General features: G+C 50.9%; 10 protein-coding genes and 1 tRNA gene. 8 read left to right on the top strand and 3 right to left on the bottom strand.

Going from position 1 to position 14,555, the window contains the following annotated elements; all coding sequences use genetic code 11:
- Positions 1 to 491: 491 nt before the first annotated feature.
- The 6 genes from C5O22_RS10600 to purE all read left to right on the top strand — a co-directional run bounded on the left by C5O22_RS10600 (position 492) and on the right by purE (position 7,245).
- Positions 492 to 1,631, top strand: coding sequence for a Fic family protein (locus C5O22_RS10600; RefSeq protein WP_132781634.1), 1,140 nt, complete (start codon positions 492 to 494; stop codon positions 1,629 to 1,631).
- A gap of 292 nt (positions 1,632 to 1,923) precedes the next feature.
- Complete coding sequence (locus tag C5O22_RS10605) at positions 1,924 to 3,474, top strand: ATP-binding protein (protein WP_132781636.1); 1,551 nt, start codon at positions 1,924 to 1,926, stop codon at positions 3,472 to 3,474.
- Between the two features lie 156 nt (positions 3,475 to 3,630).
- Positions 3,631 to 4,716: an FAD:protein FMN transferase gene (locus C5O22_RS10610; RefSeq protein ID WP_132781637.1), complete on the top strand. Its 1,086-nt coding sequence runs from the start codon at positions 3,631 to 3,633 to the stop codon at positions 4,714 to 4,716.
- Between the two features lie 206 nt (positions 4,717 to 4,922).
- Positions 4,923 to 4,996: transfer RNA gene (locus C5O22_RS10615), tRNA-Ile, on the top strand.
- 513 nt (positions 4,997 to 5,509) lie between these two features.
- On the top strand, positions 5,510 to 6,664 hold the full coding sequence (locus C5O22_RS10620) for a 5-(carboxyamino)imidazole ribonucleotide synthase (protein WP_132781639.1): 1,155 nt from the start codon (positions 5,510 to 5,512) through the stop codon (positions 6,662 to 6,664).
- Entirely contained in the window at positions 6,661 to 7,245 is a 585-nt protein-coding gene (gene purE / locus C5O22_RS10625) for a 5-(carboxyamino)imidazole ribonucleotide mutase (RefSeq protein WP_132781640.1), read from the top strand. The genes C5O22_RS10620 and purE overlap by 4 nt, the downstream gene beginning before the upstream one ends.
- A gap of 132 nt (positions 7,246 to 7,377) precedes the next feature.
- Here purE and C5O22_RS10630 read toward each other — a convergent pair whose 3' ends face one another.
- From C5O22_RS10630 to C5O22_RS10640, 3 genes are all read right to left on the bottom strand, one after another.
- On the bottom strand, positions 7,378 to 8,568 hold the full coding sequence (locus tag C5O22_RS10630) for an MFS transporter (RefSeq protein WP_132781642.1): 1,191 nt from the start codon (positions 8,566 to 8,568) through the stop codon (positions 7,378 to 7,380).
- A gap of 46 nt (positions 8,569 to 8,614) precedes the next feature.
- The gene (locus C5O22_RS10635) at positions 8,615 to 9,736 is read right to left on the bottom strand and encodes an HD domain-containing phosphohydrolase (protein WP_132781644.1); all 1,122 of its coding nucleotides are present in this window, start codon (positions 9,734 to 9,736) and stop codon (positions 8,615 to 8,617) included.
- A 79-nt stretch (positions 9,737 to 9,815) separates the two neighbouring features.
- Positions 9,816 to 10,358, bottom strand: a complete 543-nt coding sequence (locus C5O22_RS10640; protein WP_132781645.1) for a hypothetical protein — start codon at positions 10,356 to 10,358, stop codon at positions 9,816 to 9,818.
- A 245-nt stretch (positions 10,359 to 10,603) separates the two neighbouring features.
- Between C5O22_RS10640 and C5O22_RS10645 the strand changes: the two genes are divergently transcribed.
- Both C5O22_RS10645 and C5O22_RS10650 read left to right on the top strand, forming a co-directional pair.
- Entirely contained in the window at positions 10,604 to 12,757 is a 2,154-nt protein-coding gene (locus C5O22_RS10645) for a methyl-accepting chemotaxis protein (protein ID WP_132781647.1), read from the top strand.
- A 201-nt stretch (positions 12,758 to 12,958) separates the two neighbouring features.
- Positions 12,959 to 14,248: an NCS2 family permease gene (locus tag C5O22_RS10650; RefSeq protein ID WP_132781649.1), complete on the top strand. Its 1,290-nt coding sequence runs from the start codon at positions 12,959 to 12,961 to the stop codon at positions 14,246 to 14,248.
- Positions 14,249 to 14,555: the final 307 nt, after the last annotated feature.

Genomic DNA, 14,555 nt, shown 5'->3' on the forward strand with positions numbered 1-14,555 from the left:
TTTATTCAAACAGCGATCCAGTGGTTTCCAAACTCTAGCAGGGGGAAGTCTCCCCCTCGCTCCGGCCGCCGCAGCCACTTCCCCAGCGGCTCCGGCTGCCAGCGGGGAAACATCGCCGGCCACTGGGGCCCCGTAATTCGCCGCGGCGCCTCACCGTGGTTATCAGCCGCTCCCTCAGCGGCCCTAGCCGCGTAACACGCCCTCTGGCGGCCTCCGCTACCCCCTCTGCGGGGGACACCCCCGCAACGCCCCCGTCCAGGGCCGGCCCTTGCACAGCCCCCTCGCCATGGTGGGGCGGCCACAACGCCGCCGATCAAACCAGCGCTGACCGTATTATTCTGCCCCGCGGTTTTGCGATGCACACCCTCAGAATCCACGTAATTTTCGCTGCGGTCTCCCTCAAACACCAAAGTAAAAAAAGAATTCACTTATTTTACTTTTAGCGTGCAAAGTAAATTAAATGAGTGTATACTATACGCTAGTAGGTGTGTATGGATATCAAAGATTTTAAGGCCGGATCCTACAGGAATGGGTATCAGTACCGGTATTTTTTGCCTGAAAAAATCAATCATCCTTTCTACTGGACCGACCCGACCATCAACGAACTTCTGGAAAAGGCTTCTGTGCGGCTGGGTGAGTTAAATTCGTTTTCTCGCTTTGTTCCCGATACGGATATGTTTATCATCATGCATATTTTTAAAGAGGCGGTCCTTTCCAGCCGCATCGAAGGAACCCGGACAAACATCGAAGAAGCTTTTATAGACGAATCGGACATAAATCCCGAACAACGCGATGATTGGCAGGAAGTCCACAATTATGTTAACGCTATGAACGCGGCCATCGAAGAACTGGAAACCCTGCCCCTTTCCACACGACTGATCCGGAATACCCATCGCATCTTGCTTTCCAGCGGCAGGGGACAGCATAAAGCCCCGGGGGAATTCAGAACTTCCCAGAACTGGATCGGCGGGGCTACACTATCCGATGCGGTTTTTATCCCGCCGGCTCATACAGAGCTTTCGGACCTGCTTACGGACTTTGAGTTTTTTTTAAACAACCAGGACCTTAAAATCCCTCACCTCGTTAAAATAGCCATCGCCCATTATCAATTTGAAACCATACACCCATTCCTGGACGGCAATGGAAGAATGGGCAGGCTTCTCATCACACTGTATCTGGTATCCAGCGGGTTACTCGAAAAGCCGCTCTTATACCTGTCTGAGTTCTTCGAAAAAAACAGAAGCCTTTATTACGACAACTTAACCCTGGTACGCACCAGAAACGATTTAGCCCAATGGATCAAGTTTTTTCTGGTCGGTGTGATTACCACCGCAGAGAAAGCCACGGAAACGCTCCGCAACATCATGAACCTTAAAGCTCGTATAGAGCAGGAGCACATTCTCGCCATGGGAAAACGCTCCCGCCAGGCCATGGACCTTTTGCGCTACCTGTTTAAAAAGCCGGTCATCACCGTGAAGGAGGCTCAAACTTCCACAGGACTTTCTCTTAAAGCGGCCAATGACCTGGTTCGAGTGTTTACTGAAAGCGGAATTCTTAAAGAGATTACCGGATACCAGCGTAACCGTATTTTTGTGTTTGATGCCTACATGAAGCTCTTTAGCGAACAATAAGGGGGGAAGTCTCCCCCCCTCGCTCCGGCCGCCGCAGCCGCATCACGCGGCCTCTGGCGGCCTCCGCTACCCCCTCTGCGGGGGACACCCCCGCAACGCCCCCGTCCAGGGCCGGCCCTTGCACAGCCCCCTCGCCATGGTGGGGCGGCCACAACGCCGCCGATCAAACCAGCGCTGACCGTATTATTCTGCCCCGCAATTTTGCGATGCACACCCTCCTGCTGCTCCGGAGCCGTTAGCCCAGTTGCCCCCTTGATTGTCTAAAGAGACCGCTTGTTTTATACTTTCCGGTATGAGCGCCAAAAAACTCCCTATCGGACTTCAAACCTTATCAAAAATTCTCTCTGATAATTACTACTATGTTGATAAAACCCGCTTTGTAGAAATGGTGGCTCGCCGTGGGGGATTCTATTTCCTCTCCCGGCCCCGGCGCTTTGGGAAGAGCCTCTTCCTCGACACCCTGGCGGAAGCCCTCTCAGGAAACAAGGAGCTCTTTAAGGGCCTCTATCTCTACGACAAATACGACTTTACTCCCTATCCCGTCATCCGCCTGAGCTTTGGGAGCGGGGACTACAAAAACCTTTCGGCGGTCAGCAAAGAATTGGCATATACGTTTAAAGAAAATTACGAAACCCTGGGGCTTGTTCCAGAGTACGCCTATGATGATTATCGAGACTGTTTTAAGCATCTTATAAAAGCCGCCTCCGAGCGCTACGAGGCCCCGGTGGCAGTCCTTATCGATGAATACGACAAGCCCATCCTGGATAACCTCTCCCGCCCCGAGGTCGCCCGGGAAGCCCGGGACATTCTTAAAAACCTCTACTCGGTCCTTAAGGACAGCGACCGGTACCTACGGCTTGCCTTCATTACCGGGGTGAGCAAGTTCAGTAAGCTCTCCCTCTTTAGCGGCCTGAACAACCTGGAAGACATTACGCTCAACCCCGCCTTTGGAGAAATCTGCGGCTACACCCAGCATGACCTGGAGACGGTCTTTGCGGACGCCATGGAAGGCTCAGACATGCATCTTGTCCAACTCTGGTACAACGGCTATTGGTATTTTGGAGAAAAACTCTACAACCCCTTTGATATCCTCCTCTTTTTGTCCAACGGTAAGATTTTCAGCAACTACTGGTGGCAGACCGGGAGCCCGAGCTTTTTAATCGAAGTTCTTAAGCAGGAGCGGTACTTTCTTCCGGAACTGGAAAACTGCCAGGCCAGCGAAGAGCTTTTAAACGCCTTTGATGTGGACTACATCGATATTCGGGCCCTCCTCTGGCAGACGGGGTATCTTACGATTAAGGACGTAGAGGCTGATGATCTTGGCGGCCGCCTGTTTCGACTCGGCGTACCCAATGCCGAAGTCCTGCGGTCCTTAAATGAACTGTTGCTGCGCCAACTGGGGAACCGCATCGATTTTTCTGTCCAGTATCGCAGACCACTGATTCAGGCCCTGGAACAGGCGAACCTCTCGGCCCTGGTGGATGAGCTCAAGCGGCTGTGCGCGGGGATTCCCTACAACAACTACGTGAAAAACGACATCGCCACTGCAGAGGGCTACTGGGCAAGCCTCGTGTACGTGTTCCTTGCGGCCATCGGGTACCGGGTCTCCTGCGAGGACGCCACGAACCAGGGCAGAATCGATATGACCATCGAAACCTTCCGGGACATGTACATCATCGAGTTTAAGGTAGATAGCAGCGAGCCCGCCATCAAACAGATAGAAGAACGGCGCTATTGGGAAAAGTACCAGGGCCAGGGGAAGCGGATACACCTCCTCGGCATCAATTTTTCAAGCGAAGAACGAAATATCACAGACTGGGAAGGGCGGAGCCTGGAGGGGTAAGAGGAAACCTTGCAGCACGGGCCTGCGGCTTGTAACCACGCTACCGCTAACGAGAAACTCGCCTCTGAGCGGACCACACGGTTTCCTACTAAGACCAGTCATCCTTAGTCAGGAATCCCATTGCAAGAACCTGTTTTTTTTGGTAAGAAATAAAAAATGAAAAACCCATCCTACGCATATTTTTGTTCTTCAAAAAAGAAACTATCTTCTTTCTTTCTACAACTTAAAAAGCGACTCCTGGTGGGCTGGGCGGTGGTGTTAGGTGTTTTCGTTTCCTGTGCCGCTCCCTCTTCCCCACAGACTGAATTCGTCCTTGGAACCGTTTGTTCCATCAACCTGTTTGAGTATGGCAGACCTGAACGGTACCGGGCTCTGTTTGCGCGACTTCGGGAAATCGAAGACCGGATGAGTGTCAATAAAACAGGTACCGAACTTGATGCGGTTAATGAAGCGGCCGGCCGCGCTCCGGTACCGGTGCATCCTGACACGTACTACGTGGTTGAAAAGGCCCTCGAATATGCCCGCGTGTCCGGTGGGGCCTTCGACCCTACTGTGGGTCCCCTGGTAAAACTATGGGGCATCGGTACAGAGGATGCCCATGTTCCTAATCCCTCAGAAATTGAAGGGGCCTTAAAGAAAATCGATTACCAGAAGGTTCTCTTAGATTCGGAGCACCACACTATCTATCTTACAGAAGAGGGGATGGCCCTTGACCTTGGAGCGATCGCTAAGGGTTTTGCGGCGGATGAACTGGCGGCCATGTTGCGGCAATGGCGGATTCGCCGGGCCCTGATAGACCTGGGGGGGAATATCCTTGTGGTGGGAGAAAAACAGGATGGCAGTCCCTGGCGAATTGGGGTCCAGGATCCCCGCTCGGGGCGGGGCGAGTACATTGGGATTGTTCAGATAAAAAGAGATAAAACGACGGTAACCAGCGGTGTATACGAGCGATACTTTGAACAAAATGGTAAACGCTATCATCATATCCTTTCTACTCGAGACGGGTACCCCGTACAGAACGGTCTTCTTTCGGTCACCATTGTGGCGGACCGTTCGATAGATGCGGATGCCCTTTCCACTACCGTGTTTGCCCTGGGATACGAAAAGGGGCTTTCTCTCCTTGAACCCCTTGATGTAGGGGGAATTTTTATTTTTGAAAATCAAGAGGTGGCGGTAACACGAAATCTTTCTTCCCAATTTCAATTGACCAATACGGCCTATAGGTTAAGCCCCCCGAGGTAAGATGAAGATTCTTTTAAAAGGCCTTTTAGTGATGTTCGAAGGATGGAAAAATACCATTAGAGAGATCCAGGGTCCTGTTTGCGGAATCTACGTGCGCCCTGTTTTTCTAGGGCAGGGTGCTCAGGGAAAACCGCCTTTTACCATATCCTGATAAAAAGGACCTTCTCTTGACAATGGTTGCCCATAACGGTATAAGTATCGGAGCCGGGCCTTTAGCTCAGTCGGTTAGAGCTGCGGACTCATAATCCGTAGGTCGCTGGTTCAAGTCCAGCAGGGCCCAAAGTGAAGCCGCCGGGAGGCGGCGTTTTTTTTTGTGCTGGACTTGAAGCGGAGCTGCCGCCGACCAGGAGGGAGGGAGAGGGGCCAGGAGGGCCCCGGCAGGCAGCGGAGCCGGCCTGGAAGGGCTGAGCAGGAAGCGAAGCCCTGGAAGGCAAGTCCAGCAGGGCCCAAAGTGAAGCCGCCGGGAGGCGGCGTTTTTTTTGTGCTGGACTTGAAGCGGAGCTGCCGCCGACCAGGTGGGAGGGAGAGGGGCCAGGAGGGCCCCGGCAGGCAGCGGAGCCGGCCTGGAAGGGCTGAGCAGGAGGCGAAGCCCTGGAAGGCAAGTCCAGCAGGGCCCAAAGTGAAGCCGCCGGAAGGCGGCGTTTTTTTTGTGCTGGACTTGAAGCGGAGCTGCCGCCGACCAAGTGGGAGGGAGAGGGGCCAGGAGGGCCCCGACAGGCAGCGGAGTTTGACTTTATTTTTATGGGACTATTTGCTATAAACTACGGTAATTCTACCGGAGTAAGGAGTCCCAATGGAGCAGTATTGGAGTTCCTCTTTTAAACTGGGGATTATTGCAGGCGGGCAATTAGCTAAAATGTTGATTCAAGTGGCAAACCAATGGGACATAGCCACCTGGGTCCTCGATCCGGATCCCGCGTGCCCCGCAAGCCGAACCTGTACCCATCTTGTACGGGGAGATCGCCACAATCCCCAGGAGGTACTTGCCTTTGGGCGGCAGGTAGATCTTCTTACCTTTGAAATAGAAAGTATAGAAATCACCGCCCTGGAAAGTCTTTCCCGGGAAGGGCGGCCAATCCTTCCTGACCCCGCTATCTTGCGTATCATCCAGGATAAGGGACTGCAGAAACAATTCTATGTTTCCCGTGGATTCCCCACGGGGAAGTTCCAATTGGTGGAAAATGCCAACCAGGTCCGGGCCCTGGTTGAACAGGGAAAGGTGCACCTCCCCTTTGTGCAAAAGCTCAGAACCGGTGGTTACGATGGGCGGGGGGTACTGGTGATCCGTCGTCCAGAAGACCTGCAGCAGCTTTTCGATGCTCCGTCGGTGGTAGAAGAGTACATCCCCATAGCGAAGGAACTGGCGGTTATTGCCGCTCGAAACACCAGCGGACAGGTCCGCCCCTTCCCGGCGGTGGAAATGGAATTTCACCCCGAAGCAAACCTGGTGGAACACATCCTGTGCCCCGCCGACATAGACCCCCGTATCGAAAAGGAAGCGGAACAAATTGCCTGTGATCTTGCCGCCGCATGTAACCTGGTAGGACTCCTGGCGGTGGAATTCTTTCTTGATACCCAGGGGCGCCTGTGGATTAACGAGGTAGCGCCCCGGCCACATAATAGTGGCCACCTCACCATAGAAGCCTGTGCCACAAGCCAGTATGAACAGCACCTGCGGGCTATTCTGGGGCTCCCCCTTATGACAACCCGGTTAATCCAGTCTGCGGCCATGATTAACCTGATTGGCGCCGAAGGTTTTGCCGGCCCCGTTCGCTATCGGGGGCTGGAAAAGGCCCTGGCCATTGAGGGCGTGAAGGTTCACATTTACGGGAAACAGGAAACGCGACCCTGTCGAAAAATGGGGCATATCACTATAGTAGGAAGCACCAGGGAAGAAGTTATAGCAAAAAGCCGCATGGTGCAGAACCTTGTGAGGGTAGAGGCATGATACACAGTGATACAGAGAGAGGATCTCCGCAAAAAATATCCCCGGAGGCTGGTCCGGGGGGAACTGAAAATCCCGCCGCCCCCCCGGCGCCGGTGGTGAGCGTTATCATGGGGTCCGATTCGGACCTTGCTGTAATGGAGCAGGCCGCAGAGGTTCTTAAAGAATTTGGGGTCCCCTATGAGCTTACCATCGTTTCGGCCCATCGGACCCCAGAACGGATGGTGGAGTTTGCAAAAAACGCCCATCGACGGGGCATTAAGGTTATCATTGCCGGCGCCGGGGGGGCGGCCCACCTGCCCGGCATGGTGGCATCCCTCACGCCCCTTCCTGTCATTGGGGTGCCTGTAAAATCATCCAACTCCCTCGATGGCTGGGACAGCCTCCTTTCGATTGTACAGATGCCTGCCGGTGTGCCCGTCGCCACCGTGGCGGTAAATGGCGCAAAGAATGCGGGACTCCTGGCGGTCCAGATCCTTGCCACTGCCGATGCCCCCCTGCAACAGGCCATGATTCGCTATAAGGAGAATTTGCGCGACGGGGTGCTTGCCAAAATTGATGGGCAGCGTTTTGCGAAGATATAGGGCCCCTTTAGAGAAACAAACGAAATATCCCCTCTATGAGTCCGGGGCCGGGCTGTGTCCCGGACCCGGAAAAAGAGGGTAGCCGCCAGAAGAGAAGGCCGTCGCCACTGAGATAACTTACCGTGGGACAACTTACCTTCGGGTGCGCCTTTCAAACCAGCTGTTAAGAAGAAAGAGTAAGATAGCCCACAGTACCAGCATCCAGGGAATAGTGTGGAGCCCCGCATAGCGGCCCAGAATCCCCATGAAGCCCGGGAGGACCCCCACGCCGAGACCTGCCATGGCCATCTGCATCCCAATGGTGTTCCCCGCGTGTTCCCGTCCTACCCGCCGGGAAGTGGTAGAAATGAGAGACGGGAAGATGGGGGCAATGACAAAACCTAAAAGAAGGATCCCCATAATCTTAAGGACAGTGAACGGAATGGCTGCTAAAAAGAGGGTTACTCCCATCACGGTTACAAGACTTATCTTAAGGATGCTAGCGGGGCGTATCTTCTGGGTAGCAAAGCCCCCAAGGATGCGGCCTATAGTGAAGGTGGCCCAATACCCGGCGGTCCAGATTCCCGCGAAGGAACTGCTCAGGGCAAGTTCTGCGGTAAGCCAGGTGTACGCCCAGTGCCCCATACCAAGTTCAATTCCCGAGTAAATAAAAAAGAGGAGAGCGCTGAGCCACGCGGGTCCGTACCGGAGGGTGTGACGAAAGGGCCGCAGCTCCATGCCGTCGGTCATTTCAGCCTCATAGTGGGCCGCCTTCGGCGCCTGGTCCCATCGGCGGGCCTGGGTAAAAAAGAACAACCCTAAGAGCAACTGGGCTCCCGCGACGATCCAGTAGCCCGGTCGCCATGAGCCAGTACCCGCAAGGCCCGCCGTCATAATAAGGGGGCCCGTGGTAATTCCAATGCCGAAACTTGCATGGAGCCACTGCATGACCCGATGACTCAGGTGGGCTTCTACCCAGTTGTTTAAACTGGCATCGATACCCCCTGCACCAAGGCCCGCACAAAAGCCAAGGGCCACAAAGACTGGCCAGGAAGGACTTAGGGTATACCCTAACAGAGAAAGGCCCGTCAGCGTTGTGCTCGCAGCCAGGAGTTTCCCTACTCCCAGGCGCTTCATAAGGTAGCCATTACTGAAACTAGAAAGCAGGTACCCCAGGACGGTGCTCAAAAGAAGTGTCCCCAGGGCGTCCAGGGGAAGCTTGAACTGTTGTCGAAGGCTGGGCCAGGCTACTCCTAAAAGCCCATCGGGCATGCCCAGGGCAATAAAAGCGATAAAGCTTAAAATAGTAAGAAGAGGGAAGGTTTTTTTCTGTTGATTATTCATGAAAGCAATAGTAGCGTGAAGTTACATCAAATTGCTAGGGGCATCGTCAGTGCTCCGTGTCCGGTTGGTTTTTATAGTGTTGCCGATAAATTTTGTATACCTCTGCTTTTTTTCCTATAAAAATATCCACCAGTTCGGGGTTAAAATGGCTTCCCTTTTGTTCACAGAGCATTTGTAGGGATGTCTCAAAAGGGAAGGCCTCTTTGTAAGGACGTTTGGTGCTCAGGGCATCAAACACATCGGCAATGGCGACGATTTGGCCTTCTATCGAAATTTCTCTTTCTTTTTTCCGCTGGGGATACCCTGAACCATCCCACCATTCATGGTGATCCACAATAAGGTTGTAGGCCGTGTGGAGAAGTCCATAGCCCAGTTCATCGATAAGTTGTTGGTTTGCTACCCGAATTAATTTTCCCCCAATCCACGGGTGTTGTCGCATGATCTGCCATTCTTCCTCGGTAAGTTTTCCCGGTTTTTGCAGAATGTGATCCGGAATACCGATTTTTCCGATATCGTGAAGGGGCGCATAGTTGGTAATTTCCCGGGCCTTCTGGGGGGTAATGAGACCCTGTTCGCTGAGCACCGAAGCAATTACCTCTGAATAGAGGGAGACCCGACGGGTGTGGTCCGCCGTTTCATCATCCTTAAATTCTACAAGATTGACAATGCCATCCCCAAAGATGGAAAGGGTTTTTTGAATCGCGTAGGAATAGAAAAATCGGGTTTTTACCAGGTTAGAAATAAGGAGGGCCAGCCGTCCTTCATCAGCGGTGTAGGCAAAGGTTTTGCTATGAGCAAAAAAGAGAAAACCGAAAATTCGCTGATTTATAAGAATAGGAATCGTGAGATTTGAATGAATTCCTTCTAAAATAAGGAGTTCTGCGGAAGGAGAAGCATGTTCGGTAAGATCGTGGATAATTCTGAAAGGAAGCCCCTTGTCGATGATTTTTTTAAGAGAAGTTTCGGAAAGACGCTGGGAAAATCCTTTTTGAAGAAGAACCGGTGTGTTGTAACGGGTGTACGCATGGTACGCTATGAGAAGATCCTCCCGGCTGTCATATACCGCTAAAGAAAAACGGTCGCAGGGAAGTAAATTTTGATAGGTTTCTCCACAGACAATGGCCCCAAACTGGTCGATAAAAGCTTCAAGGGAGAAGCTGTGATCCATAGAAAGAAAGTCCCGTACAAAGCGAAGTGCCTCTTGATTCTGAGCAAAAAGGGAGGTAAATGCTTCCAGTTCTTTGTAGTCAACTGGGGGGGGTAAGTGAAGTAAAAGAACGAGTTGTATCCTCCCTTTCCGCAGGGATGAAGTTCAGGAAAAAGGTTGTCGCATAATGGTGGGCTATATCCGTTGCTTGCCGGAAGATATGCCGTAAAGAGATCCCTGATACTATGATGAAAAAAATCAAAAGAGAAAAAAGGGGAAAAATTATCCCCATAATAAGGCGGAATTGTACAATAAGTGTTTCGAGGCGCTGGTTGCGGAGATCCTGAATTTCCCTGGCAAGCCGTCGGGCTTCTTCTTGAGTTTTTGATATATCCCCTGTTTGAACGAGCATGGGAAGGGGGCTCGCCGGGAAATATTTCTGTACTAAAGTGAGCGTTTCTTGTTCGATAGGCCGACTGGTAAAGAGCCGATTCAAGTTACTAAATAATAATCCTGTCTCCTGAATACAGCGGGCATAACTTCGAAGCTGGAAATCGAGTAGGAAAAACAACGAAAAGAGAGCAAAACTTAATATGAGAGAAATAAACAATTGAATGCGAAAATGTTTTGTAATGGATTTCATAATCCCTTTATAGTTTACTATAAAGAACATCTATTTGCTAGTAGAAAAAGGGGCAAGCAGGAAAGTGGAACCCTCTCGCTCTATCGAAAAAAGAAACTGTCATTAATGGGGGCCCACCACGTTTTAGGGACTGGTTCTTAACCGCTAGTAGGCTTGACCTGCGGGGCTCCTTTTCTGTTTCTCTTGCTAAAAACTCGGAATCATTATATTTTTGTAAGGAAACCTATCTTCGGGGGTACACAGTCATGAATCTTTCTATCCGGACCCGGCTCTTTATTCTTTTTCTGGTTCCGCTCGGTTTCTTTCTTGTCCGAGAAGGAATGAATATCCAGAGACACTTAAAAGAATATGCTACCTATCTTAGTCAGCAAAAAAATATAACCGTCATGGGTATCACGGCGGACCTTGTGACAGCCCTCCAGCGAGAACGGGGAGTTTCCGGTATTTTTGCAAGCAGTGGAAAAAATGCAGAACAAATGGTACAAGAACGAACAAAAGTCGATGAAGTATTGGGGATGTGGCTTAAAGAGATCGCGGGCCTTTCCTATGTAAAAAAGGAAGAAGGGGCAGAAATCTCTGCAACCCTTACCCAGGTTCGCCAAATGGTTGATAGTTGGAATGGGGGCGATTTTTATCAGGTCCTCGATGGGTATACCCGTATTATCCGTCAGTTGCTTGCCCTTTCTAATAAGGCGGTAAATCAGCCCACCATTGGTGGTATTGGTAAGGTGATGTCCTCTATGGCGCTGATGATGGAAGCCCAGGAGTCGGTAGCCATTGTCCGGTCAACCCTCGGGAGCGTTCTAGCCGGTGATTATCGAATTGCTGAGCGGAACCGACTGTTAGACCTTATTGAACAGTTTGAAGGTTTGGAGATCAATTTAAAAAGTCCGGCCATTATTTATTCAACCCAGACCAAAGAGACCATCGACAAACTTTTGAGTAGTCGAGGGTATCAAGTTCTGGAAGAAACTCTTTATGAGGTAGTGATAAGAAATTTTCAGGAGACTCAAAACGGTGTTTATAACATAACCTACGAAGAACTGTGGCAGGAAGATACAGGGCTTGTGGGTTCTATAAACGAAGCGGTTCGGGCTGAATTAGAGAATCTTGTTGATCGTTCTAAGAAGATTGCCTATTCGTATCTTGTGGATTTTCTTATCACATCTCTCGTGGTAGGTTCACTTATTGTGGGGCTTTTGATCACCGGTTTTGCCTTTTCCCGGGCTATTCGAAAGCCCATTGTGCAGGTCATGCATACCTTTGATTCTATCGCTCAGGGGCAGGGAGATCTTTCGGTAGAATTGGAAGTGCCCGATCAATCTGAACTTGGGCTTATGGCCCGGTATTTTAATCAATTTACCGGTCATCTCAGCACTATTATCAAAACGATCCGGCAAGAAACAGAGGAATTGAGAAAGCTTGGGGAGTCCCTTTCCAGCGAAATGGAACAAAGTGCGGCCGCCACCGAGGAAATCGGCGCCACTCTGAAGTCGATTCATCAAAATGTGCTTCATCAGTCGGCCAGTGTAAGCGAAAGTGCCGCCACGATAGAACAGTTTTTATCAAACATTTCGGAACTCAAGGAACATATCGAAACCCAATCGGCGGCGGTTACCGAGTCCAGTGCTTCGATTCGGCAAATGCTGGAATCCATTAAACGGGTGCAGGATTCCCTTGAGGCAGGGAATTCTAAGATTGAAGCCCTGGTGAAGGCCAGTGAAGTAGGTCGTAACACCCTGGATCCGCTTATTGTGCAGATTGGTCAGATCACCGAGCAATCCCGGGCCTTGCAGGAAGCAAACAGCCTTATCTCGGGTATCGCTGCCCGGACTAACCTCTTGGCCATGAATGCGGCTATAGAAGCGGCCCATGCAGGCGAGCATGGGCGGGGCTTTGCGGTAGTGGCCGACGAAATTCGCAAGCTTGCGGAAAATGCGGCGAGTCACTCTAAGAGCATTGCCGCTAACCTCAAGGCCATTCAAGAAGTAATCAATCGAGTAGTGGAGAGTTCTAAACAAGTTCAGGAGAGTTTTAATACCATTAGTACGGGAGTCCTGGAGGTAAACCAGAACCGAGAGCAGATCCGCTATGCCATGATGGAACAAAAAGCCGCTTCTAAGGAGGTTTCTACTGCCCTGGATGAAATTACGGCTATTACGGGGAAGGTCCAGGATTTTGCGGGCGAAACGGAGAGCGGAAGTAAACAGATTAAAACCGAGATGGCGAATTTGTTGCAAGTTACGGAAGAGATTAAACAGGCGGTAAGCGATGCAAGCCGGGCCCTTGATGAAATTGCCGCAGCCAACAACCATGTTCGTACGCTAACCTTAGAAAATCGGGATGCAATTCAAAAAATCTATGAGGGCTTTAAAAACTTTAAGTTGAAAGGTGATTGAGGGAGTTACGATTAAGGACGTACAAGTAAAACAGTCCGCTCTTAAAAAAGAGGAGCCCCTTTCCTGAGAAGATGATCGCCTTGTAGGTCCATTTCGTCTCAAGGAAGAAGGAAAGGGCTCTATAGTTGGTATTTTTCTGTTGCGGGACGAGGAAAATTACGATATCCTAAGTGTACCCATTCATGTTGAAGGAGGAATACGGTGGAACAGTTATTTAAGTTGAAACAGCACGGGACTACTGTGCGGACCGAACTGGTGGCTGGTCTTACTACCTTTATGACCATGGCCTATATCCTGGCGGTGAATCCTAATATCCTGAGTAATGCGGGAATGCCTGCCGGTGGGGTGTTTACCGCCACCGCCCTGGCTTCGGCAATTGCGACTATCTGCATGGCCCTCCTGGCAAATCTTCCCATAGCTCTGGCGCCAGGTATGGGACTCAATGCCTTTTTTGCCTTTACTGTGGTACTCGGTATGGGCTATAGCTGGCAGCTTGCCCTGACGGCAGTGTTTCTGGAAGGACTTCTTTTCCTCCTTCTTTCCCTTTTTAATGTCCGGGAAGCGATTATTAAATCTATCCCCACCAATATTAAAAAGGCTGTTTCGGTAGGAATCGGTCTTTTTATTGCCTTTATTGGACTCCAGAATGCGGGAATTGTTGTAAAAAGTGAGGCAACCCTTGTGGCCCTGGGAAGTCTGGATAAGGGACCGGTGCTCGTAGCCCTGATTGGTCTTGTGTTAACCGGTGTTTTGCTAGCCTTTAAGGTGAAAGGGGCCCTCCTCTTTGGTATCCTGGGAGCGACGATAGTGGGGATCCCCTTTGGGGTGACGAACATCCCCAAGAATTGGAATCCCGTTGGAAGTCCTGCGGCTCCTCTTCTGTTTCAGTTCCAGTTTGATAAAATCTTAAGCCTTGATTTCTTTGTGGTCTTCTTTACCTTCCTCTTTGTGGATATCTTTGATACGGTGGGGACCCTGGTGGGAATTACTACCCAGGCCGGGATGATCGATAAGGAGGGAAACGTACCCCGAGTTAAGCAGGCCCTGCTGTCTGACGCTGTGGGAACGGTGGTAGGGGCTTGTCTCGGTACTTCTACGGTAACCAGCTATATCGAAAGTGCTGCTGGTGTAGCCGATGGTGGTCGGACCGGGCTTACCGCCTTTACCACGGGGATTCTCTTTTTACTTGCCCTGTTTCTTTCTCCCTTATTCCTTTTAATTCCTTCGGCGGCCACCGCTCCAGCCCTTATCCTGGTGGGGCTCTTCATGATGGAACCCATTAAGGATGTGGAACTCTATGATTTTACCGAAGCAATCCCTGCTTTTCTTACCATCATTATGATGCCCTTGACCTACAGCATCGCCGATGGGCTTGTGTTCGGGATTCTCTCGTATATTTTCATCAAGCTCTTTACCGGTAAAGTTAAGGATATTTCGGCTGTTACCTGGATTGTGGGGATTCTCTTTATCATCAAACTTATTATGAAGTAATTGATACAAAGATCTGCGGTATGAAAAGGGGGCCCTGCGGGGCTCCCCTATCGCCTGCATCAATGAGAAACGGCAGGGCTTACCGGAGGCGTACCCACTGCCATCGGCCCGTTGGGGGAAATGAATAGGAACCGGGGAAAAGGGCGTACGACTTGTGTGGGTGTGGTAAGCCTTTTAGTGTGATTTAATGATGAACGTTTCAATATTTCCCTTTTTCGTGAAGCAAGTGTCTCCTCATTTTTTATAAAAAACTAACCCAACCCTTTCTGAAAAATAATTCGTATCCTCAATGATACTTATAAAGTTT

Origin of the sequence: Treponema sp. J25, from assembly GCF_004343725.1 — a bacterium.
Taxonomy (GTDB): domain Bacteria; phylum Spirochaetota; class Spirochaetia; order Treponematales; family Breznakiellaceae; genus J25.